Consider the following 20,879-nt stretch of genomic DNA (forward strand, 5'->3'; position numbering starts at 1 on the left):
CCGGTCACGCGAGAAACGGCAGTCACGAAGGCAACATCAGCACCACCCGACCCGGCGAGTCACCCGATCGGCACCCCGGTGAAGAGGAGCGGTACGTGAGCGAGAGCAGCGCGGAGGTCGTCGCGGACGTCGCCTCCGCGGCCGTCGCGGCCTCCGCCGCGGGGGCGGCGGGAGGCTGGCGCCGGGCGACCGGTATCGCCGGCGTGGCGATAGGCGTGGTGGCCGCGGGCGCGGCCGCCGGTGTCGCCCTGGAGCGGATGACGGTCGGCCGCGGCATGCGCCAGAAGGCCCGGCTCGCACTGGACTCCGCGGGACCGTACGGCTCCCTGCGGGGAATGCCCGGCAAGGCGTTCGCCCACGACGGCACGGAGCTGTACTACGAGGTCGACGACGTCGACGAGGAAGCCGCCCCCGCCGCCATCGGCCCGCGCCGCCGGAGGCTGTTCGGCCGCAAGTCACCCGCCCCCGTCACCGTCGTCTTCAGCCACGGCTACTGCCTCAGCCAGGACTCCTGGCACTTCCAGCGGGCGGCCCTGCGGGGCGTCGTGCGGACCGTGCACTGGGATCAGCGCAGTCACGGCCGGTCCGGGCGGGGCGTGGCCCAGACCCGGGACGGCGAACCGGTCACCATCGAGCAGCTGGGCCGGGACCTGAAGGCCGTCATAGACGCGGCGGCGCCCGAGGGGCCGCTGGTGCTCGTCGGGCACTCCATGGGCGGCATGACCGTGATGGCCCTGGCCGACCAGTACCCGGAGCTGATCCGCGAGCGGGTCGCCGGGGTCGCGTTCGTGGGCACGTCGTCGGGGCGGCTCGGCGAGGTCAATTACGGCCTGCCCGTCGCCGGGGTCAACGCGGTACGGCGGGTGCTGCCCGGGGTGCTGAAGGCGCTGGGGCAGCGGGCCGAGCTGGTGGAGAAGGGACGCCGGGCGACGGCGGACCTGTTCGCCGGGATCATCAAGCGGTACTCCTTCGCCTCCCGGGACGTCGACCCGGCCGTCGCCCGGTTCGCCGAGCGGATGATCGAGAGCACGCCGATCGACGTGGTCGCCGAGTACTACCCGGCGTTCAACGACCACGACAAGACCGAGGCGCTCGCCCACTTCGCGGACCAGCCGGTCCTCGTGCTGGCCGGGGTGCAGGACCTGGTCACGCCGAGTGAGCACAGTGAGGCCATCGCCGATCTGCTGCCGGACGCCGAGCTGGTGCTGGTGCCGGACGCGGGGCACCTGGTGATGCTGGAACACCCGGAAGTGGTCACCGACCGCCTCGCCGACCTGCTCACCCGCACGGGTGCCGTGCCCGCAGGGGCTACCGTGAAGGGTTATGGAAGCACCAGCACCGCACAGCCCGGCTGAGCCCGGCTCCGTCCAGATCGTCGTCACGTCCCCCGAGCAGATGCGGGAGCTGGGCCGCCGGCTCGCGAAACTGCTGCGCGCGGGTGACCTGGTGATGCTCAGCGGGGAGCTCGGCGCGGGCAAGACGACGCTGACCCGTGGGCTGGGCGAGGGGCTCGGCGTGCGCGGGGCCGTCACCTCGCCGACGTTCGTGATCGCCCGGGTGCACCCCGCACTGGGCGACGGGCCGCCGCTGGTCCACGTCGACGCCTACCGGCTCTCCGGCGGTCTCGACGAGATGGAGGACCTCGACCTCGACGTCTCGCTGCCCGACTCCGTGATCGTCGTGGAGTGGGGCGAGGGCAAGGTCGAGGAGTTGACGGAGGACCGGCTCCAGGTCGTGATCCACCGGGCGGTGGGCGACACGACCGACGAGGTCCGGCAGATGACGGTCACCGGTGTGGGGGAACGCTGGGCCGCGGCCGATCTGAGCGTGCTCGCCGCCTGAGTACGCCTGAGTACGCCCGGAGTCCGCATGAGTCCGGGTGTGCGGGCATTCGATGGACGTTCCGACAAGACGTCGGCAAGATGTTGCATCCGGCGTCTTGTGCGTGGTCACATGGTATCCAGTCAGTGGTTAGGTCTACCTAACCACGTTGCCCCGGCCCTTCGGGAGGCATCCATGTCGGCTACAGAGAGCAAGGGGCAGCCGCAGCGGTGCGCGGTCGCCGGGGTGTCCATGCGCGACCTGCTGGCGGCCGGTGAGGCGGCGGCGCTGCTCTCCACGCCCCCGCGCGCACCCGAGCCGGAACTCTCCCGGCGCGACCCCGGGCACCGCGAAGCGGCCTAGGGATCCATTGATCCCCACGAGAGCGCCTAGCGGACGACCACGACCGTGCGGCCGATCGTCGCGAACGTCCACATCGCGTCGCCGTCCGCCCGGGACTCGCGGATGCCGCCCGTGCGGACCGTGTGGCCGGGGGCCAGAGCCGGGGCGGCCGACTCGTTCACGGCCGCACTGAAGCCGATGACCACGCCGTCCACACTGGCGAAGCGCACCACGTGCTCGACCGGGACGCCGTCGGAGCCGGTGACCGAGTTGGAGCGGGACGTCACCGCGTAGCTGCCCGGAGCCGGGTCCACATCGCTCGGGTCGACCTTGAACGTCCGGCTGATCGCCTCGTCCCCCGCGACCAGCCACACCCGGTCCCCGCGCAGCGAGTACACCACCCGGGCGCCCTTCCCGGAGCCGTCGGGCAGTGCGGTGGGGTCCTTCTCGGCCCGGGGTGCCTTCGACGTACCGGCCGCCGGGGCGGCGCCCGCCTTCGCCGCCCTGCCCAGCCCGGCCGGGACGCTCTCGGCGGCCTGGTGGGCGAGATGGCCGACCGTCGCGAGGGCCGCGGCGGTGAGCCCGGCCACGATTACCGAGCTGCTGGCTGCCACCGGTGTCCACCTCACGTCCTGCATGCTTGTCGTGACGTCAGGTGACGGTAGCAGCAGGTGACGACCCGACAGGCGCGGCCGTGCCGGGCCCCGGGGAGCCGTAGGCTGTTTGCGTGCTCTTGCTCGCTCTGGATACCGCCACGCCCGCTGTCACCGTCGCACTGCACGACGGACGCGATGTCATCGCCTCGTCGAGTCAGGTGGACGCGCGGCGGCACGGGGAACTGCTGCTGCCGGCGATCGACCGGGTGTTCGCCGAGGCCGGACTGCGGCTCGACGCCGTCACCGGGATCGTCGCCGGGACCGGTCCGGGACCGTACACCGGGCTGCGCGTCGGCCTGATGACCGCCGACACCTTCGGGCTCGCGCTCGGCGTCCCCGTGCACGGTGTGTGCACGCTGGACGGCCTCGCCTACGCCTCCGACCTGCAGGGCCCCTTCGTCGTCGCCACCGACGCCCGCCGCAAGGAGGTGTACTGGGCCCGCTACACCGACTTCCGTACCCGGGCGACCGACCCGGCCGTGGACCGGCCCGCCGACATCGCCGAGCAGGTCGCGGGGCTGCCCGCGGTCGGTGCCGGGGCGCTGCTGTACCCGGAGACCTTCCCCAAGGCGCACGAGCCGGAGCACGTCTCCGCCGCCGCCCTCGCCCGGCTGGCCGCCGAGAGGCTGGCGGCCGGTGAGGAACTCCCGGCGCCGAGGCCGCTGTACCTGCGCCGCCCCGACGCGCAGGTCCCCAAGAACTACAAGGTGGTCACCCCCAAGTGACCGAACCCGTGACGTGCACGCTGCGCGAGATGCGCTGGTGGGACATCGATCCCGTGCTGGAACTCGAACGGGACCTGTTCCCCGAGGACGCCTGGTCCCGGGGCATGTTCTGGTCCGAGCTCGCCCACGCGCGCGGGCCCGAGGCCAACCGGCGGTACGTGGTCGCCGAGTCCGGCTCCGGGATCGTGGGGTACGCCGGTCTGGTCGCCACCGGCGAACAGGGCGACGTCCAGACCATCGCCGTCTCCCGCGACCTGTGGGGCACCGGCCTCGGCGCACGGCTGCTGGCCGAACTGCTGCGAGCGGCCACCACCTTCGAGTGCGCCGAGGTGATGCTGGAGTGCCGGGTCGACAACGTCCGCGCACAGAAGCTCTACGAGCGCTTCGGCTTCGAGCCCATCGGTGTCCGGCGCGGCTACTACCAGCCGGGGAACGTGGACGCCCTGGTGATGCGCCTGACCGCCCCCGAGAACTCCGTACAAGGAACCGAGATCAATGGCTGACGAACCCCTCGTACTGGGAATCGAGACCTCCTGCGACGAGACCGGCGTCGGCATCGTCCGGGGCACCACCCTGCTGGCCGACGCCGTCGCCTCCAGCGTCGACGAGCACGCCCGCTTCGGCGGCGTCGTCCCGGAGGTCGCGAGCCGCGCCCACCTGGAGGCGATGGTCCCCACCATCGACCGCGCGCTGAAGGAGGCGGGCGTCACCGCCCGCGACCTCGACGGCGTCGCCGTCACCGCCGGACCCGGGCTCGCCGGTGCCCTGCTGGTCGGCGTCTCCGCGGCGAAGGCCTACGCCTACGCCCTCGGCAAGCCCCTCTACGGCGTCAACCACCTCGCCTCGCACATCTGCGTGGACCAGCTGGAGCACGGCGCGCTGCCCGAGCCGACCATGGCCCTGCTGGTCTCCGGCGGCCACTCCTCGCTGCTGCTGTCCTCGGACATCACCTCCGACGTCCGCCCGATGGGCGCCACCATCGACGACGCGGCCGGCGAGGCCTTCGACAAGATCGCCCGCGTGCTGAACCTGGGCTTCCCCGGCGGCCCGGTCATCGACCGGTACGCGAAGGAGGGCGACCCGAACGCGATCACCTTCCCCCGGGGTCTGACCGGCCCGCGCGACCCGGCCTACGACTTCTCCTTCTCGGGGCTGAAGACCGCCGTGGCCCGCTGGATCGAGGCCAAGCGTGCGGCCGGTGAGGAGGTGCCGGTGCGGGACGTGGCGGCCTCCTTCCAGGAGGCGGTCGTGGACGTGCTGACCCGCAAGGCCGTCCGGGCCTGCAAGGACGAGGGCGTCGACCACCTGATGATCGGTGGCGGTGTGGCCGCCAACTCCCGGCTGCGCGTCCTCGCCCAGGAACGCTGCGAGGCGGCCGGGATCCGGCTGCGCGTGCCGCGGCCCAAGCTGTGCACGGACAACGGCGCGATGGTCGCCGCCCTCGGCGCCGAGATGGTCGCCCGGGGCCGGGCGGCGTCGAGCTGGGACCTGTCGGCCGACTCCTCGCTGCCGGTGACGGAGCCTCATGTCCCGGGCGATCACGGCCATGTGCACGAGGTCGGCGAGGAGAACCTGTACTCGTGACGGTCGCGTTGATGTGGGAGGCCCGGGCGGCCGAGGGGCGGGGTGAGGACCTGCTGGCCTGGGCGCGGGCCCAGGAGCTCCCCCGTGAGCCCCTGCGCCGGGAGACCTTCCGGGCGCCCCAGGACCGGGTCCTCGTCCTCACCTGGTGGGACGCCCCCTTCGACGCCGAGCTGCCCGAGCTGCCCGAACCGGAGGCCGAGTTGGTCACCCGTGCGGTGCACCGCTGGCGGTTCGAGTCGGTGGCGGTCGACTGACCGGGCCGGTCACGACCGGTCGTTCGCGCCGGTGACCGGGGACACCTCCGTCTCGCAGCGCAGCCGCCGCTCCGGGCCGAGCGCCCGCACCGGGCCCGTGAGGGTGAGGCGCGCGGTGTGCCGTACGTCCGCGCTGGAGGCGGCCAGCCGCAGTTCCAGGGCGCCCGGTTCGACGACCCGGCGGCCCGAGCGGTCGGTGAACGCCGACAGGTCCGCGTGGAAGCGGAACGTGACCCGGGCCGCCTCGCCCGGGGCCAGCTCCACCCGCCGGTAGCCGATCAGCCGGACGTCGGGGCGGGTCACCGAGGCCACCGGATCGTGCAGGTACAGCTGCACGACCTCGGCGCCCTCGCGTCCGCCGGTGTTCCGGACGGTCACCGACACGTCGTGGGAGCCGTCCGTGCCCACCTCGGCAGGTTGTTCCGCCGCGGAGCAGTCCTCCCAGGCGAACGCCGTGTACGAGCGGCCGTGGCCGAAGGCGTACAGCGGGGTCGGGTCGAGGTTGCTGACCTCGCCCGCGAGCCCCAGCGGCGGCTGGAGGTAGGTCCAGGGCTGCCCGCCCGCCACCTGCGGGACGCTGACGGGCAGGCGGCCCGAGGGGTTCACACGGCCCGACAGGACACCCGCGACCGCCGGGCCGCCCTCCTCCCCAGGGAAGAACGCCTGGACGGCCGCCCCGAGGCGGCCGTGCCAGCGGCCCAGGGCGTAGGGGCGGCCGGTCAGCAGCACGAGCACCACAGGCACGCCGGTGGCGACCAGCGCGTCCAGCAGTGCGCCCTGGGCGCCCGGCAGGCCGAGGTCCGTGGCGTCGCAGCCCTCGCCGGAGGTGCCGCGGCCGAACAGGCCCGCCCGGTCACCGAGGACCGCCACGCACACGTCCGCCTCGGCGGTGCGGGCGATGGCCTCCTCGAAGCCGGCGGTGTCCGGGTCCGTCACGTCGCAGCCCTGCGCGAAGGTCACCTTGGCGTCGGGGAGTTCGCTGCGCAGGGCGTCCAGGAGGGTCGGGATCTCGATGCCGGCCGGCACCTCGGGGTGGTGGGTGAGGACGTGGGACGGGAAGGAGTAGCAGCCCAGCATGGCCAGGGCGTCGGCCGCCCGGGGGCCGACCACCGCGATGCGGGTGTCGGGGGCCAGCGGGAGCAGGCCGTCGGGGTTGTCGAGCAGGACCACCGACTCCTCCGCCAGGTGGCGGGCCAGGATGCGGTTGCCCGTCGAGTCGAGGTTGATCGCGGTGGCGGGCTCCGGGGTCCAGTCCTCGTCCAGCAGGCCCAGGTCGCACTTCTGGAGCAGGACGCGACGGGCCGCCCGGTCCACGAGTTCCTCGGGCACTTCGCCCGAACGGACCGCGGCCAGCAGCGGCCGGCCGTAGCACTTGACGGTCGGCAGCTCGACGTCGATGCCGGCGGCGAGCGCCGTGTGGGCCGCCCCGGCCGGGGTCGCGGCGACGCGGTGCAGGGTCTGCAGGAAGCCGATGCCGAAGTAGTCGGCGACGACCGTGCCGGTGAAGCCCCACTCCTCGCGCAGGAGATGGGTCAGCAGCCCCGGGTCCGCGGAGGCCGGGACCCCGTCCGTCTCGGTGTAGGCGGCCATCACCGAGCGGGCGCCGCCCTCGCGCAGGGCCATCTCGAACGGGGGCAGGGTCACGTCGGCGAACTCGCGGACGCCGGCCCGTACCGGGGCGAGATTGCGGGCACCGGCCGAGGAGGCGTACCCGGCGAAGTGCTTGAGCGTGGCGACGACCCCCGCCGCTTCCAGGCCCCGCACATAGGCCGCGCCGACCGTGCCGACCAGGTACGGATCCTCGCCGATGGTCTCCTCCACACGGCCCCAGCGCGGGTCGCGCACGACGTCCAGCACGGGCGCCAGGCCTTGGTGCACGCCGGCCGAGCGCAGGTCGTCGCCGATACGCCGGGCCATCTCCTCGACGAGCGGGGGGTCCCAGGTCGCGCCCCAGGCCAGCGGGACCGGGTAGGCGGTGGCCTGCCAGGCGGTGAAGCCGGCCAGGCACTCCTCGTGCGCGATCGCCGGGATGCCGAAGCGCCCGGCCTCGGTGATACGGCGCTGGGCGCGGGCCAGGGCCTGCGCGCCCAGCGCCGGGTCGACGGGGGCGGTGCCGAAGGAGCGCGTGAGCTGGCCCAGCCCGTGGCTGATCAGCTCGGCCCAGTCGTACTCGACGGTCATGTCGTGCTGGTGCGGAGCGACCCCGTCGCCGTCCGTCGAGGCGCCCACCCACACGCCGTACAACTGGGCGGTCTTCTCCTCCAGGGTCATCCGGGAGAGCAGGTCGTCGACGCGGGCGGCGGCGGGCAGCGCGGGGTCACGCCAGGGCGCGGTGGTCATGAAGCTCCTGTCGGGGGAACGGACGGCCCTCTCACGAACGGTTTCACGAATGTTTCGTTATGAACTTCGAATGTTCCGGGAACCTATGGCGGTCCGAGGACTTCGTCAAGGGGGCCCGCAGGGTTACGATCGCCGCCATGACATCCCCGGAGCCCGTTGAAAGCCGGACGCAGAACCGGACGCAGGGGCGCACCGCGCAGACCGCGACGCTCGCCGAGATCGCCCGTGAGGCCGGTGTGTCGGCGCCGACTGTTTCGAAGGTCCTGAACGGCCGCGCCGACGTCGCCCCGGCCACCCGGGCCCGCGTCGAGGACCTGCTGCGCGTCCACGGCTACCGGCGACGCCGTGCCGAGGCGACGCGTTCGCCCCTGATCGACCTGGTCTTCCACGAGCTGGAGAGCGCCTGGGCGATGGAGGTCATCCGGGGCGTGGAGAACGTGGCCCGGGACGCCGGCCTCAGTGTGGTGCTGTCCGAGAGCGCGGGGCGGCTCACGCCCGGGCGGACCTGGGCCGACCAGGTCGCCGCGCGCCGGCCGCACGGCGTGATCCTGGTCCTGTCCGGGCTCGACGAGTCGCAGCGGGCGCTGCTGACCAGCCGGTCGATCCCGTTCGTGGTGATGGATCCGGCCGGCGACCCGGGCGCCGACGTGCCCTCGATCGGCGCGACCAACTGGCAGGGCGGTCTCGCGGCCACCCGGCATCTGGTCGAGCTGGGGCACCGCAGGATCGGCGCGATCAGCGGGCCCTCGCAGATGATGTGCAGCCGGGCACGGATCGACGGCTACCGGGCCGCGCTGGAGACGGCCGGGCTGCCGGTGGATCCCGCGCTGATCGCCGGCGGCGACTTCCACCACGAGGCCGGCTACCGGCTCGGGCTGGAGCTGCTGCGCCGCCCGGACCGGCCGACCGCGGTCTTCGCCGGGAACGACCTGCAGGCGCTCGGACTGTACGAGGCCGCACGCGAGCTGGGGCTGCGCATCCCCGAGGACCTGAGCGTGGTCGGGTTCGACGATCTGCCCGTGGCGCCCTGGGTCGGGCCCCCGCTGACGACCGTACGGCAGCCCTTGACCGAGATGGCCGAGGCGGCGGCGAAGCTGCTCCTCGATCTCGGGCGGGACGAGGGGACTCTGGCGGCGACCCGCGTCGAGCTGGCGACGAGCCTGGTGGTGCGCAGCAGTACGGCGGAGCCGGGGGAGCGGTAGGCGCCGTATCGGGGGACGGGTTTCGGACACCTCCGCCCGAGCCGAAGTCAATCGGCGGTGCCGCCGAAAGTTTCGGCGGTCCTGCGTCCTGAAATCTGAGAATTTCCGAAGAAAGGCCGTGCTGAACTCCCTGGCCGTAATAATTCGGACTTATGTTCCTGCTCGTGACGGGACATCAGGGGGATCAGGACGCGGCAGCGGACCGGCGGTCGAGAGCGCTGAGGATCGCCGGCCTCACCTTGGCGGGGACACTGCTGCTGGGCGCCGGAGCGGCCGGATGGGCCTACTGGCACCTCAGCGACAACATCACCGGCGTCGACATCGACAACGCGCTGGGAGACAACCGGCCGCCCAAGCCGGTGACCACACCGTCGCCCGCGGCCCCCGCCGCGCCGAGCGAGGCCCTCAACATCCTGGTCCTCGGCTCGGACTCGCGCAGCGGCAAGGAGAACCGCAGGCTCGGCGGCGGTGACAGCTCGGGCGCCCGCTCCGATACGGCGATGGTCGTCCACCTCGACGCCGGGCGGACCAGCGCGACGATCGTGAGCATCCCCCGCGACACCCTGGTCACCCGCCCGCCCTGTCCACGCTCCTCCGGGGGTTCGACGGAGGTCGCCCACCGGTCCATGTTCAACAGCGCCTACGAGGTGGGCGGTCCGGTCTGCGCGGTGAAGACGGTCGAGGCGATGACACACGTCCGCATGGACCACTACCTCGAAATCGACTTCTCCGGCTTCGCCCGGCTGGTCGACGCGCTCGGCGGCGTCACCGTCACCACGCAGGAGGACATCGCCGACGAGGACAGCCATCTGCGGCTGAAGGCGGGCACCCATCACCTGGACGGCACCCAGGCCCTCGCGCTCGCCCGCACCCGGCACGGCATCGGCGACGGCAGCGACCTGGGCCGCATCGGCCTTCAGCAGAAGCTGGTGAAGGCCCTGCTGGAGCAGATCGCCTCGCAGGACCTGCTCACCGACCCGGCCAAGCTGTACCGCGTCGCCGACACGGTCACCGCCGGCCTCACCACCGACACCGGTCTGGACTCCCTCGCCGAACTGACCCGCCTCGGACAGAGCCTCCAGGGCCTCTCGGCGAGCGGCGTACGGACGGTCATGATGCCCGTGGTGCAGGCGCCGTCGGATCCCAACCGGGTGGTGGCCGAGGAACCCCGGGCCCGGAAGCTGTGGGAGTCGCTGCGCTGACCTCCGCTGCGGAGCTGCCCTGACGGCCGTGCCCGGGCCGGGGGCCTCCCATGAGCATCGGGCAGCCTCGACGGCTACGCCCGTGCGGGGTGCCCGATGAGCATCGCCGGTGCCCCCGCGATCCGGGTCAGGAACACCGTCGCCGCGTGCGGGCCCTGCGGCTTGACCTTCCTGCGGAGTTCCTCCGGCTCGACCGCCGAGCCCCGCTTCTTCACCGTCAGCGTGCCGACCTGCCGCTCCCGCAGGAGGGCCTTCAGCTTCTTGACGTTGAAGGGCAGGTGGTCGGTGATCTCGTAGGCCGTGGCGTACGGGGTCGGACGCAGGGTGTCGGCCGTGACGTAGGCGATGGTCGCGTCGAGCAGGCCGCCGTCGACCCGGTCGGCCACCTCGGCGACCAGGTGGGCCCGGATGACGGCGCCGTCGGGCTCGTACAGGTAGCGGCCGGGCGGGCGGACATCGGGGTCGGGCAGACCGCGGGAGAGCAGGGTGCGCGGGCCCGGCAGGAGGGTCGCCCGGACCGCCCCCGGCTCGGTGCCGAACCACAGCACCGCCTCCTTGACGTCCCCGCCGTCGGAGATCCACTCGGCCTCGGCGTCCTCGGGGACCGCCTCGTGCGGGATGCCGGGGGCGATCTTCAGAGCGGCGGCGCGCGGGGCCCGGCGGGCGGCGGAGACCGCCCAGGACAGGGGCGGCGAGTAGGCCTCGGGGTCGAAGATCCGCCCGCGTCCGCCGCGCCGGGCGGGGTCCACGAAGACAGCGTCGAAACCGGCCGTGTCCACCTCCGTCACGTCGGCCTCGCGCACCTCGACGAGACCGGCCAGGCCCAGCGCGTCGGCGTTGGCCCGGGCCGCGGCGGCGGTCTGCGGGTCCCGGTCCACGGCCAGGACCCGGATCCCGGCGCGGGCCAGCGCGATCGCGTCCCCGCCGATGCCGCAGCACAGGTCGGCGACCGAGGTCACGCCCAGGTCCGCGAACCGCCGCGCCCGGTAGGCCGCCACGCTCGCCCGGGTCGACTGCTCGACGCCGTTGGGTGTGAAGAACATCCGGCCCGCGTCCTCGGCCCCGAACTTCACCACCGCCCGCTGCCGCAGCCGCGCCTGGCCCAGCGCCGCCGACACCAGCTCGGCGGGGTGCTCACGGCGCAGCCGGGTCGCGACGGCCAGCTCCTGCGCCGGATCGGTGTCCCGCACCTCGTCGAGGAGAGCGCGGCCTTCGGGGGTGAGGAGGAGGGCGAGGTCGTTCACCGGATCATTGTCGGCCACCGGGGCAGGGGCCGGACCGGCGGTGGCCGGTCCGGTGCGAGCGACGGCCGAGCCGCAGCCGCCGGTCTCGTCGGCCAAGGCGACGATGATGCCGCCGGGGGCTGCTCGTGGCGTGCGGCCGGTGTGTGGGCCAGTCGGTGGATGACGGGACGCCGGCCGAGGTGTCGGACCGGGCCGGCCGCAGGGTGGCTGCGAGGATCCGGCATCATGCGAGCAGTCGTACAAAATGACAAAAGTCGGGCGAGGGGACGGGCGTCCGCCGGCGTACGGATCGTCCTCGTCGTGCTCGTCCTCGCCGCCATCGCCTCCGGCTGCGCGCAGGACGGCGGCGACCAGGTCACCCCGGCCGGCGGCCAGCAGCCCCTCGACGCACCCCCGGCCCGCGCGCTCGACTCCTACGCCACCAAGTTGCGCGCCGCGCACGCCGCCCGGGTCGCCGCCGCGCATCGCTGGGGTCTGCGCAAGGCCCCGGCGGCCGCCCCGCCCGCCCCCGCGAGGAAGCCGAGAGTCAGGACCCGCAAGGGCTTCGAGGTGGACGGCCACCGGGAGCTGGACCTCCCACCCGTCTTCACCAGGATCCCCACCCGGGACAAGGTCGTCTTCCTCACCATCGACGACGGCGCCGAGAAGGACCCGGCGTTCCTGCGGATGATGGGCGAGCTGGACGTCCCCTACAGCGCCTTCCTCAGCGGCTACCTGATCAGGAACGACACCCCCTACTTCCGGAAGATGCAGTCCCGGGGTGTGGTCCTGCACAACCACACCCTCAACCACCCCAACCTGCGGGGCATGTCCTACCGGAAGCAGAAGCGCGAGATCTGCGGCATGCAGCGCTACATGGAGAGGCGGTTCGGCAAACGCCCCACGCTCTTCCGCCCGCCCTACGGCAGCTACGACCGGGCCACCCTGCGGGCCGCCAGGACCTGCGGCATCACCTACGTGCCCCTGTGGAACGAGGAGGTCTTCGCCGACCACTGGGAGTACCGCGACGGGGGCCGGAAGCTGCATCCGGGTGACATCGTCCTCACGCACTTCCGGGGCCGTGACCAGTGGAAGGGCACCATGGCCGACATGATCCGCCGCTTCCTGAACAAGGTCACGGCCCAGGGGTACGCGGTCGGGCGGCTGGAGGACTACCTGTGAGGTGCCGGGCGGCCGTACTGCTGTGCGCGGTCCTGCTGTCCGGCTGCTCCGGGGCGGCGGGGGAGCGGCCGGGCATCGCCGACGGCCGGGCCCGGGCCCCGGCGCGCGAGGTGAACGACACGAGGCGGCTGCCGCCCGTGCTGGACCATGTCGCCACCCGCGAACCCGTCGTCTTCCTCACCTACGACGACGGTGCCGCACGCGACCCCCGCTTCCCCGCCCTCGTCCGCGAACGGCGGCTCCCGGTCAGCCTGTTCCTCACGGACAGCGTCACGGGGCCCGGCTACGGCCACTTCGCCCGGCTGCGCGCGGTCGGCGCGTCCCTCCAGAACCACACCCTCGACCACCCCGCCCTGCGCGGCCTGCCCTATGCCGGCCAGCGCGCCGAGATCTGCGGCCAGCAGCGAAAGCTCCGCTCCCGCTTCGGCGTCGTTCCCCGCCTCTTCCGTCCGCCCTACGGCACCTACGACGCCACGACCCTGCGCGCCGCCGCCGACTGCGGCATCACCGCGGTCGTCCTGTGGCGCGCGTCCCTGAGCGCCGACGGCGAACTGACGTACACCCGTGGCGAGCACGGCCTGCGGGCCGGCGACATCGTCTCGGTGCCGTCGGACGGGACGGAGCCGCGGGCCCTGACCGCACGGACGGTGCGGCTGCTGCGCGAGATCGAGGCCAGGGGGCTGGGAGTGGGGCGGCTGGAGGACCATGCGGGGGGCCGCCTGGAAAGTCGCTCGGAGGACCATCCGGAGGGTGCAGCCGCCCGACGCGCCACAGGCAATTAGCAGTCCGCTTGACCGAGTGCTAATCGCAGTCATAGTCTCGGCTCTGGCACTCCCCCTAGGAGAGTGCCAACACAGCGACGGGCAGGTCCGGCACCCGCGACGACGGATCCACCTGGTCGCCACCTCAGACAGTTAACCCCGTGAGATCTCCGAAGGGGGAGGTCGGATCGTGACGACCACCAGCTCCAAGGTTGCCATCAAGCCGCTCGAGGACCGCATCGTGGTCCAGCCGCTCGACGCCGAGCAGACCACCGCCTCTGGCCTGGTCATCCCGGACACCGCCAAGGAGAAGCCCCAGGAGGGCGTCGTCCTGGCCGTGGGCCCGGGCCGCTTCGAGGACGGCAACCGTCTTCCGCTCGACGTCTCCGTCGGCGACGTCGTGCTCTACAGCAAGTACGGCGGCACCGAGGTGAAGTACAACGGCGAGGAGTACCTCGTCCTCTCGGCCCGCGACGTGCTCGCGATCGTCGAGAAGTAATTCACCCCAAGCACATTGCTTTGAACTGCGCCCCTGGCCCCCGCGATCGATAAGAAGCCGGGCGCCCGGGGCGCAGTGCCGTATATCCCAGATTCCGGAAGAGGGCTCACGCTCCCATGGCGAAGATCCTGAAGTTCGACGAGGACGCCCGTCGCGCCCTCGAGCGCGGCGTCAACAAGCTTGCCGACACGGTCAAGGTGACGATCGGCCCCAAGGGCCGCAACGTCGTCATCGACAAGAAGTTCGGCGCTCCCACCATCACCAACGACGGTGTGACCATCGCCCGTGAGGTCGAGGTCGAGGACCCGTACGAGAACCTCGGTGCCCAGCTGGTCAAGGAGGTGGCGACCAAGACCAACGACATCGCGGGTGACGGTACGACCACCGCGACCGTGCTCGCCCAGGCGCTCGTGCGCGAGGGCCTGAAGAACGTCGCCGCCGGTGCCTCCCCGGCCGCCCTGAAGAAGGGCATCGACGCCGCCGTCGCCGCCGTTTCCGAGGACCTGCTCGCGACGGCCCGCCCGATCGACGAGAAGTCCGACATCGCCGCCGTCGCCGCGCTGTCCGCCCAGGACCAGCAGGTCGGCGAGCTCATCGCCGAGGCGATGGACAAGGTCGGCAAGGACGGTGTCATCACCGTCGAGGAGTCCAACACCTTCGGTCTGGAGCTGGACTTCACCGAGGGCATGGCCTTCGACAAGGGCTACCTGTCGCCGTACTTCGTGACGGACCAGGAGCGCATGGAAGCCGTCCTGGACGACCCGTACATCCTCATCACGCAGGGCAAGATCTCCGCCATCGCGGACCTCCTGCCGCTGCTGGAGAAGGTCATCCAGTCCAACGCCTCCAAGCCGCTGCTGATCATCGCCGAGGACGTCGAGGGCGAGGCCCTCTCCACCCTCGTCGTGAACAAGATCCGCGGCACGTTCAACGCCGTCGCCGTCAAGGCCCCCGGCTTCGGCGACCGCCGCAAGGCGATGCTGCAGGACCTGGCCGTCCTCACCGGCGCCACGGTCGTCTCCGAGGAGGTCGGCCTCAAGCTCGACCAGGTCGGTCTCGACGTCCTCGGCTCCGCCCGCCGCGTCACCGTCACCAAGGACGACACCACGGTCGTCGACGGCGCCGGCAACAAGGACGACGTGCAGGGCCGCGTCGCCCAGATCAAGGCCGAGATCGAGTCCACCGACTCCGACTGGGACCGCGAGAAGCTCCAGGAGCGCCTCGCGAAGCTGGCCGGCGGCGTGTGCGTCATCCGCGTGGGTGCCGCCACCGAGGTCGAGCTCAAGGAGCGCAAGCACCGTCTGGAGGACGCCATCTCCGCGACCCGCGCCGCGGTCGAGGAGGGCATCGTCTCCGGTGGTGGCTCCGCGCTCGTCCACGCCGTGAAGGTCCTCGAGGACAACCTCGGCAAGACCGGCGACGAGGCCACGGGTGTCGCGGTCGTCCGCCGCGCCGCCGTCGAGCCGCTGCGCTGGATCGCCGAGAACGCCGGCCTGGAGGGCTACGTCATCACCTCCAAGGTCGCCGAGCTCGAGAAGGGCCAGGGCTTCAACGCCGCCACCGGCGAGTACGGCGACCTGGTCAAGGCCGGCGTCATCGACCCGGTCAAGGTCACCCGCTCCGCCCTGGAGAACGCCGCCTCCATCGCCTCCCTCCTCCTCACGACCGAGACCCTGGTCGTCGAGAAGAAGGAAGAGGAGGAGCCGGCCGCCGCGGGCCACGGCCACGGCCACGCCCACTGAGGCATGACGGCTGAGGGCTGACGACGTCGGCCCGCCCGAGCCCGAGCGAAGGCCCGGCACCCCGGAAACGGGGCGCCGGGCCTTCGCCGTTCCGGCCCCCGGTCGGGGAACCGGCGAGACCGTCGCCGGCCTCCTACACACCGGAGCCGAAGGGGGAAGCGATGAGCCAGGCGCTCTACGAGGAACGGTCCCGGAATCCGCTGGCGCGTACCGCGGAACTCACCGAGGACCGGCTGCGCAGGGGCGGCCGGACCACACCGCTGGAAGAGCTGAACCTCGCCGCCATGGCCGAGGCGTATCTGCGGGGACGCTGGCTCGGCGGCGGCGGAACCGAACGCCCCCTGGAGTCGCTGACGCAGGGCCCGGGCATCGTCCCGGTCACCCGTGTGACCGGCACGACCGCGCCCCTGAAAGTGCGCCGCACCGCCGACTTCGCCCACGCGCTGGGTGAACTGGCCGTGCGCAGGTGCGGTGGTCCGGACCAGGTGGCCGCACTCGCCGAGCGGGCCGGGGCGGAGGGCGTGCCCCTGTGGATCGCCCGCCGTTACGCGCCGGGTCCCGCCGGGACGGTCGCCGTCGCCGTGGACCGGCGCCTGGTCCGCGTGGACGTCTGGGGGCCGTACGCTCCGGCCGTACGGCTCCGCGCACCATGGGGTTATCGTCCCGACACCACCGACCGGGCGGGCGGCCTGGTCATGACCGTCGGTGACACCACGGCACGGCTCGACTTGCGCAAGAGGATGCGCAAGTCCAAGAGCAGCGTGGAGATCCACCTGCCCGACCGGCGGTGGACACTGCGCCGCGAGAACGCCGAGAGCTCGTGGCTGCTGCGCGACGACCGGCGTGTCGCGCTGCTGACCCGCCCCTCACGGTGGCCCGGCCCTCCGCCCGGCACGGTGCTGCTGCCGCTGGCCGACGTGCACCACGAGAGCCCCGACCCCCTGGACGCCGTCATGGCCCACGCGGTCGCCGTCTCCTTCGGCCTGGGCGACACGACGGGCCTGGCCCGGTTCCGTGCCGTGAGGCCCCGCCGGGAGACGGACGGCGAACTCTGGGAGCGCCCCTGGTTCAGCAACCTCGGCCGGGACCGCGACGACAACGAACCCGGCGGTGGCGACGGCTGGGGCAGCGACGGCGGGGACGGCGGCGACGGGGGAGGGGGCGGTGGTGACGGGGGTGGTGGCGACGGCGGCGGTGGTGGCGGCGACTAGCAGTCACTGCTCACAGCGCACAGCGCGGCGCTTGGCGCCGTCGATGCGCGGGCCGGCCGGCCTGAGGGCCCGTGGTGTCAGAGCTCCGCGGGATCCAGCACCCCGAGCTGCTGCATCAGCCCCAGCCGGTCGTACTGCCACCAGCCCTCGGCGATCTTGCCGTCCGGAGTGCAGCGGTGGATGGTCGTCCCGGTCATGGTGACGTCCTTCCCCGTCGGCGGAATCCCTAGGAAGTCGCCCTTGTGGTGTCCCGTCCAGGACCACCGGGTGCACACCCGGTCGCCCTGCGCCATCTGGTCCTCGAGGGTGAACGAGAAGTCGAACCCGCCCCGCCACACCTCCACCTCGCGCCGGAACGCGTCCAGCCCGATGACGTCCTGCACATTGCCGGGATCATGGTCGTGGTAGTCCTCGATGAACACGTCGTTGAACGGCGGCGCGTCCCCCTGGCCCGGCGCGAGCTCGAAGAACCTGCGCGCGGTGGCCGCGTACAGCTGCTCGTCGCGCACCACGTCCAGGTCCGTGAAGGTCGGCGTCTCCTCGCAGAGCGCCACCATGTCCTGGAAGATCCGGTCGGTCTCCGGCAGCCCGGAGTTGCGCATCGCCTCCTCGTACGACGGGAACTCCACGATCTCCACGATGTGCGAGGCGTCGGCCCGGTCCTTCGCCACCACACTGTGGGACGCGGTCCGCTTCCCCTTGGTCTGCTCGACCCACCGGTCCATCAGCCGGTTCATCTCGTCGAGCCGACTGGTCCTGCATTCGATGAGCTGTACGAAGGTCATGGCCTCGCCTCCGGCCCCCCTGGGTCCGGCTGAACAGCTCCATTGTCCCAACAGGAGCTGCCCGTCGCCTCTCGGCCCAAGGCTTCTACTGCGGCCCGTACTTCCGCCCCGTCCTGGAGGAAACGGCCCCCAGCATCCCCCGCGGCACCAGCTTCGCCGCGCCCATCAGCGCCTTGTAGCGCGGGTCCGGAATGGACAGCGTCCTGCCGCGGGCCAGATCGTGCAGCGCCGTCGCCACCAGCTTGTCCGCGTCGAGCCACATCCAGCCCGGGATGTTGTCGGTGCCCATCCCGGCCCGCTCGTGGAACTCGGTGCGCACGAACCCCGGGCAGAGCGCCATCAGCCGCACGCCGCTGCCGGCCAGGTCGCGTGCCGCGCCCTGCGTGAACTGCACGACCCAGGCCTTGGAGGCGCCGTAGGTGCCCCGGGGAACGAAGGCGGCCACCGACGCGACGTTGACCACGCCGCCGCGGCCGCGCTCGCGCATCGCCGCGGTCGCCGCCGACGTCAACCGCAGCACCGCCTCGCAGTGCACCTTCAGCATCCGCAGCTCGTCGGTCATGGAGACATCGAGATAGCGGCCCTTGTTGCCGAAACCGGCATTGTTGATCAGCAGGTCGACGGGGTTCCTGCGGTCGCCGAGGCGCGCTGCCACCGCCTCGATGCCCTTGTCCTCGGCCAGGTCGGCCGTCAGCACCTCCGCCTCGATGCCGTGCCGGTCGTGCAGCTCGGTCGCCTGTTCCCGAAGCCGCTTGGTGTCCCGGGCCACCAGCACCAGGTTGTGCCCGTCCGCCGCCAGTCGCCGCGCGAACGCGGCCCCGATGCCTGCCGTCGATCCCGTAATCAGAGCCGTTGTCATGGCAGAAGGTTAGTGACCCGGACTGAGTGCATCCGCTTCCCCTCGGGGCCGTCCGTGGTGAAGGGTCGGTGGAGACAGGCGTGGTGAGCCGCCGTCAGGCCCCGTACTTCTCCAGATGTTCACGGGCCGTCCTCAGCACCTCCGGGTGCAGGGCCTCGCCCGCGGCCGGCAGCCGCGGCAGCAGCTCCCGCTCGGTCGTCACCGCCCGGAACTGCAGGGCCACCGTCACGTCGTGACCGGGCCGGTGCACGATCTCGACGGCATCGCCCGCGTGGATCTCCCCGGGCTCGATCACCCGCAGATACGCCCCCGGCGCCCCCCGCTGCGTGAACCGCTTGACCCAGCCCTTCTCGTCCAGATGGCCCTGGAACGTACGGCACGGGATCCGCCCGGAGGTGACTTCCAGGACCACGTCGGGGCCGATGCGCCAGCGCTCGCCGATCAGGGCACCGGACACGTCCAGGCCGCGGGTCGTGAGGTTCTCGCCGAACGCGCCGTGGGGCAGGGTCCGGCCCAGCTCGCGCTCCCAAGCGTCCATGTCCTCGCGGGCCATGGCGTACACCGCCTGGTCGTCACCGCCGTGGTGCTCCAGCTTGCAGACCGCGTCCCCGGCCAGCCCGCTCCCGCCGACGCCCTTGGGCCCGGGCGCGGACACCCGCACCGGTCCGTCCACCGGCCGCTTGTCGATCCCGGTCACGCCCTGAGGATTGTCCGTGTACGGCACGGCCACGGCCCGTCCCAGATTCACTGACAGAAGCTTCATGGCCGAACGGTAGGCGACCGCCACCCAAAGCGTCGACGCATTATCGGTATCGGCGCCAAAGGGTGACTTATCCTCGAAGGGTGATCGAAGCACGTCATCTCCGCGTCCTGCGCGCCGTCGCGACCACCGGCTCCTTCTCCGCCGCGGGCCGCGAGCTGGGCTGCACCCAGCCCGCCGTCAGCCAGCAGATGAAGGCCCTGGAGACATCCGTGGGCACGCCGCTGCTGATCCGCACCGGACGCGAGATGCGCCTGACCCAGGCCGGAGAGGCCCTGGTGCGGCACGCCGCCGGGATCCTCTCCGGGCTCACTGCGGCGGAGGAGGAGGTCGCCGCCATCGCCGGGCTGCGCGCGGGGCGGGTCCGGCTCGTCTCCTTCCCCAGCGGCAGCTCCACCCTCGTCCCCACGGCCCTCGCCGCACTGCGCGAGGCGCACCCCGGCACCCGCGTCTTCCTGGAGGAGGCCGAGCCGCCCGCGTCCGTCGGCCTGCTGCGCGAGGGCGACTGCGACGTGGCGCTCGCCTTCCGCTACGAGGGGGCGGCCGGCTCCGAGGAGTGGGACGACCTCGTCGTACGACCGCTGCTGTCCGACCGGCTCGTCGCGCTCGTGCCGGAGCGCCACCGCCTCGCGGGCGCGCGGTCCGTCGCGATCGGTGAACTCGCCGAGGAGCCGTGGATCGCGGGCTGCCCGCGCTGCCGCGGACAGCTGGTGGAGGTGTGCGCGGCGGCCGGCTTCACCCCGCGCATCGACTTCGCGACCGACGACTACCCGGCGGTCGCCGGACTGGTGGGGGCCGGACTGGGTGTGGCCGTCCTTCCCCAGCTGGCCGTCGAGTCGGTCCGGCCCCGGGGAGTGCGCGCCGTGCGGCTGGAACCGGAGGTGCGGCGGGAGATCGTCGCGCTCACCCTGCCCGACCTCGCGCAGGTCCCGGCCGTGGCGGCGACACTCGACCAGCTGGCCCGGGCCGCCCGCCGCCAGTAACGGCCCACTCGCGTCAAAAACCAACGGCACGCGTGCGCGTGCCTCATGCAGAAACGTTCCTTCAGTTGTTCGAGGCGGAGTGCCCGCCCGGTGCCGACGCCGACACCAGCCGGTTGCGCGCCCGCCCCATCAGCTCTTCGCGCTCGTCCTCGGTCAGCCCGCCCCACACGCCGTACGGCTCACGCACCGCCAGGGCGTGAGCGGCGCACTCCGCGCGTACCGGGCACCTCATGCAGACCTCTTTGGCCGAGTTCTCACGAGCGCTCCTCGCCGCACCGCGCTCGCCCTCCGGATGGAAGAAGAGCGAGCTGTCCACCCCGCGACAGGCAGCCAGCAGCTGCCAGTCCCACAGGTCCGCGTTCGGTCCGGGAAGGCGGGAGAAATCTGCCATTACGTGACCCCTTGTAGCCGTTTTGGGCGGATCCGGTGTCTACGACCGTACAACTACGATCTAAGGAGATGAAAATATGACTCATTGCGAATCTATCTCCAGACACTGGCAAAGCGGAAGAAATGGGTCTGAATGGGGCATAGCTTGTGATGAAAGTTCGAGGGTCTGCTGTGCGTACCGGCACCGTGTCCGCCCCCTCACGTAGAGTGCCGAAGAGGGCAGCCGCCCCCGTAACTCTTTCGGGTGACCGTCGTTGAGAGTGCGAGGCGGTTGAAGGAACAAGTGCTCGGGCGTGCGTCCGAGACGGTCGACCGCACAGGTGACGATTTCGTACCAGCCTGGAGGCTCAAGGTGACG

The 20,879-nt window shown here is 72.3% G+C and carries 22 protein-coding genes; 15 read left to right on the forward strand and 7 right to left on the reverse strand.

All coding sequences use genetic code 11. The features are described from left to right. Positions 1-95: 95 nt before the first annotated feature. The 3 genes from ADK65_RS32325 to ADK65_RS39020 all read left to right on the forward strand — a co-directional run bounded on the left by ADK65_RS32325 (position 96) and on the right by ADK65_RS39020 (position 2,184). The gene (locus tag ADK65_RS32325) at positions 96-1,355 is read left to right on the forward strand and encodes an alpha/beta fold hydrolase (protein ID WP_053674539.1); all 1,260 of its coding nucleotides are present in this window, start codon (positions 96-98) and stop codon (positions 1,353-1,355) included. After that, positions 1,324-1,842 (forward strand): tRNA (adenosine(37)-N6)-threonylcarbamoyltransferase complex ATPase subunit type 1 TsaE, encoded by a 519-nt coding sequence (gene tsaE / locus ADK65_RS32330; RefSeq protein WP_053674540.1) that lies wholly within the window; start codon positions 1,324-1,326, stop codon positions 1,840-1,842. The genes ADK65_RS32325 and tsaE overlap by 32 nt, the downstream gene beginning before the upstream one ends. Before the next feature lie 174 nt (positions 1,843-2,016). Then, positions 2,017-2,184: a hypothetical protein gene (locus ADK65_RS39020; protein WP_199825742.1), complete on the forward strand. Its 168-nt coding sequence runs from the start codon at positions 2,017-2,019 to the stop codon at positions 2,182-2,184. Positions 2,185-2,210: 26 nt separating this feature from the next. Here the strand turns inward: ADK65_RS39020 and ADK65_RS32335 are convergent, their stop codons facing one another. Continuing rightward, a complete protein-coding gene (locus ADK65_RS32335) occupies positions 2,211-2,777 on the reverse strand; it encodes a hypothetical protein (protein ID WP_053674541.1) in 567 nt (188 codons plus the stop codon). Positions 2,778-2,890: 113 nt separating this feature from the next. Between ADK65_RS32335 and tsaB the strand changes: the two genes are divergently transcribed. The 4 genes from tsaB to ADK65_RS32355 are packed head-to-tail and all read left to right on the forward strand — an operon-like array spanning position 2,891 to position 5,382. Further along, complete coding sequence (gene tsaB / locus ADK65_RS32340) at positions 2,891-3,544, forward strand: tRNA (adenosine(37)-N6)-threonylcarbamoyltransferase complex dimerization subunit type 1 TsaB (protein ID WP_053674542.1); 654 nt, start codon at positions 2,891-2,893, stop codon at positions 3,542-3,544. Continuing rightward, positions 3,541-4,047 carry a ribosomal protein S18-alanine N-acetyltransferase gene (gene rimI, locus ADK65_RS32345; protein WP_234353024.1) on the forward strand — a complete coding sequence of 169 codons (507 nt, stop codon included), beginning with the start codon at positions 3,541-3,543 and terminating at the stop codon, positions 4,045-4,047. Before tsaB ends, rimI begins: the two co-directional genes overlap by 4 nt. Further along, on the forward strand, positions 4,040-5,128 hold the full coding sequence (gene tsaD / locus ADK65_RS32350) for a tRNA (adenosine(37)-N6)-threonylcarbamoyltransferase complex transferase subunit TsaD (RefSeq protein ID WP_053674543.1): 1,089 nt from the start codon (positions 4,040-4,042) through the stop codon (positions 5,126-5,128). Before rimI ends, tsaD begins: the two co-directional genes overlap by 8 nt. Then, on the forward strand, positions 5,125-5,382 hold the full coding sequence (locus ADK65_RS32355; RefSeq protein WP_053674544.1) for a hypothetical protein: 258 nt from the start codon (positions 5,125-5,127) through the stop codon (positions 5,380-5,382). The genes tsaD and ADK65_RS32355 overlap by 4 nt, the downstream gene beginning before the upstream one ends. A gap of 9 nt (positions 5,383-5,391) precedes the next feature. On the opposite strand, the gene ADK65_RS32360 is transcribed toward ADK65_RS32355, so the two are convergent. After that, positions 5,392-7,722 (reverse strand): glycoside hydrolase family 3 N-terminal domain-containing protein, encoded by a 2,331-nt coding sequence (locus tag ADK65_RS32360; protein ID WP_053674545.1) that lies wholly within the window; start codon positions 7,720-7,722, stop codon positions 5,392-5,394. A gap of 137 nt (positions 7,723-7,859) precedes the next feature. Between ADK65_RS32360 and ADK65_RS32365 the strand changes: the two genes are divergently transcribed. Then, positions 7,860-8,924, forward strand: coding sequence for a LacI family DNA-binding transcriptional regulator (locus tag ADK65_RS32365; RefSeq protein WP_053674658.1), 1,065 nt, complete (start codon positions 7,860-7,862; stop codon positions 8,922-8,924). A 152-nt stretch (positions 8,925-9,076) separates the two neighbouring features. Next, positions 9,077-10,126 (forward strand): LCP family protein, encoded by a 1,050-nt coding sequence (locus tag ADK65_RS32370; RefSeq protein WP_053674546.1) that lies wholly within the window; start codon positions 9,077-9,079, stop codon positions 10,124-10,126. A 74-nt stretch (positions 10,127-10,200) separates the two neighbouring features. On the opposite strand, the gene ADK65_RS32375 is transcribed toward ADK65_RS32370, so the two are convergent. After that, the gene (locus ADK65_RS32375; RefSeq protein WP_053674660.1) at positions 10,201-11,370 is read right to left on the reverse strand and encodes a THUMP-like domain-containing protein; all 1,170 of its coding nucleotides are present in this window, start codon (positions 11,368-11,370) and stop codon (positions 10,201-10,203) included. Positions 11,371-11,595: 225 nt separating this feature from the next. On the opposite strand from ADK65_RS32375, the gene ADK65_RS32380 reads away from it, so the two are divergent. The 5 genes from ADK65_RS32380 (at position 11,596) to ADK65_RS39025 (ending at position 16,744) form a co-directional block, all read left to right on the forward strand. After that, complete coding sequence (locus tag ADK65_RS32380) at positions 11,596-12,531, forward strand: polysaccharide deacetylase family protein (RefSeq protein WP_078956255.1); 936 nt, start codon at positions 11,596-11,598, stop codon at positions 12,529-12,531. Then, positions 12,528-13,313: a polysaccharide deacetylase family protein gene (locus tag ADK65_RS32385; RefSeq protein WP_078956256.1), complete on the forward strand. Its 786-nt coding sequence runs from the start codon at positions 12,528-12,530 to the stop codon at positions 13,311-13,313. Before ADK65_RS32380 ends, ADK65_RS32385 begins: the two co-directional genes overlap by 4 nt. 169 nt (positions 13,314-13,482) lie before the next feature. After that, a complete protein-coding gene (groES, locus tag ADK65_RS32390; protein WP_003974211.1) occupies positions 13,483-13,791 on the forward strand; it encodes a co-chaperone GroES in 309 nt (102 codons plus the stop codon). 116 nt (positions 13,792-13,907) lie between these two features. Further along, the gene (gene groL / locus ADK65_RS32395) at positions 13,908-15,533 is read left to right on the forward strand and encodes a chaperonin GroEL (protein WP_053674548.1); all 1,626 of its coding nucleotides are present in this window, start codon (positions 13,908-13,910) and stop codon (positions 15,531-15,533) included. Positions 15,534-15,694: 161 nt separating this feature from the next. Next, positions 15,695-16,744 (forward strand): hypothetical protein, encoded by a 1,050-nt coding sequence (locus ADK65_RS39025; protein WP_053674549.1) that lies wholly within the window; start codon positions 15,695-15,697, stop codon positions 16,742-16,744. A gap of 77 nt (positions 16,745-16,821) precedes the next feature. Here the strand turns inward: ADK65_RS39025 and ADK65_RS32405 are convergent, their stop codons facing one another. The 3 genes from ADK65_RS32405 to ADK65_RS32415 all read right to left on the reverse strand — a co-directional run bounded on the left by ADK65_RS32405 (position 16,822) and on the right by ADK65_RS32415 (position 19,151). Further along, complete coding sequence (locus ADK65_RS32405; protein WP_053674550.1) at positions 16,822-17,529, reverse strand: ester cyclase; 708 nt, start codon at positions 17,527-17,529, stop codon at positions 16,822-16,824. Between the two features lie 85 nt (positions 17,530-17,614). Beyond that, positions 17,615-18,388, reverse strand: coding sequence for an SDR family NAD(P)-dependent oxidoreductase (locus ADK65_RS32410; RefSeq protein ID WP_053674551.1), 774 nt, complete (start codon positions 18,386-18,388; stop codon positions 17,615-17,617). Positions 18,389-18,482: 94 nt separating this feature from the next. Continuing rightward, entirely contained in the window at positions 18,483-19,151 is a 669-nt protein-coding gene (locus tag ADK65_RS32415; protein ID WP_053674662.1) for an MOSC domain-containing protein, read from the reverse strand. Between the two features lie 80 nt (positions 19,152-19,231). Between ADK65_RS32415 and ADK65_RS32420 the strand changes: the two genes are divergently transcribed. Next, positions 19,232-20,131 (forward strand): LysR family transcriptional regulator, encoded by a 900-nt coding sequence (locus ADK65_RS32420; RefSeq protein ID WP_053674552.1) that lies wholly within the window; start codon positions 19,232-19,234, stop codon positions 20,129-20,131. 61 nt (positions 20,132-20,192) lie between these two features. On the opposite strand, the gene ADK65_RS32425 is transcribed toward ADK65_RS32420, so the two are convergent. Further along, positions 20,193-20,522, reverse strand: coding sequence for a WhiB family transcriptional regulator (locus tag ADK65_RS32425; RefSeq protein WP_053674553.1), 330 nt, complete (start codon positions 20,520-20,522; stop codon positions 20,193-20,195). Between the last annotated feature and the right edge of the window lie 357 nt (positions 20,523-20,879).

Source organism: Streptomyces sp. NRRL B-1140 (assembly GCF_001280065.1).
Taxonomy (GTDB): domain Bacteria; phylum Actinomycetota; class Actinomycetes; order Streptomycetales; family Streptomycetaceae; genus Streptomyces.

Coding starts and splice junctions, on each gene's coding strand:
- ADK65_RS32370 (WP_053674546.1), top strand. CDS start 9,077: ATGTTCCTGCTCGTGACGGGACATCAGGGGGATCAGGACGCGGCAGCG.
- ADK65_RS39020 (WP_199825742.1), top strand. CDS start 2,017: ATGTCGGCTACAGAGAGCAAGGGGCAGCCGCAGCGGTGCGCGGTCGCC.
- ADK65_RS32410 (WP_053674551.1), bottom strand. CDS start 18,388: ATGACAACGGCTCTGATTACGGGATCGACGGCAGGCATCGGGGCCGCG.
- ADK65_RS32425 (WP_053674553.1), bottom strand. CDS start 20,522: ATGGCAGATTTCTCCCGCCTTCCCGGACCGAACGCGGACCTGTGGGAC.
- ADK65_RS32365 (WP_053674658.1), top strand. CDS start 7,860: ATGACATCCCCGGAGCCCGTTGAAAGCCGGACGCAGAACCGGACGCAG.
- ADK65_RS32415 (WP_053674662.1), bottom strand. CDS start 19,151: ATGAAGCTTCTGTCAGTGAATCTGGGACGGGCCGTGGCCGTGCCGTAC.
- ADK65_RS32380 (WP_078956255.1), top strand. CDS start 11,596: ATGCGAGCAGTCGTACAAAATGACAAAAGTCGGGCGAGGGGACGGGCG.
- ADK65_RS39025 (WP_053674549.1), top strand. CDS start 15,695: ATGAGCCAGGCGCTCTACGAGGAACGGTCCCGGAATCCGCTGGCGCGT.
- tsaD (WP_053674543.1), top strand. CDS start 4,040: ATGGCTGACGAACCCCTCGTACTGGGAATCGAGACCTCCTGCGACGAG.
- ADK65_RS32360 (WP_053674545.1), bottom strand. CDS start 7,722: ATGACCACCGCGCCCTGGCGTGACCCCGCGCTGCCCGCCGCCGCCCGC.
- groL (WP_053674548.1), top strand. CDS start 13,908: ATGGCGAAGATCCTGAAGTTCGACGAGGACGCCCGTCGCGCCCTCGAG.
- tsaE (WP_053674540.1), top strand. CDS start 1,324: ATGGAAGCACCAGCACCGCACAGCCCGGCTGAGCCCGGCTCCGTCCAG.
- ADK65_RS32405 (WP_053674550.1), bottom strand. CDS start 17,529: ATGACCTTCGTACAGCTCATCGAATGCAGGACCAGTCGGCTCGACGAG.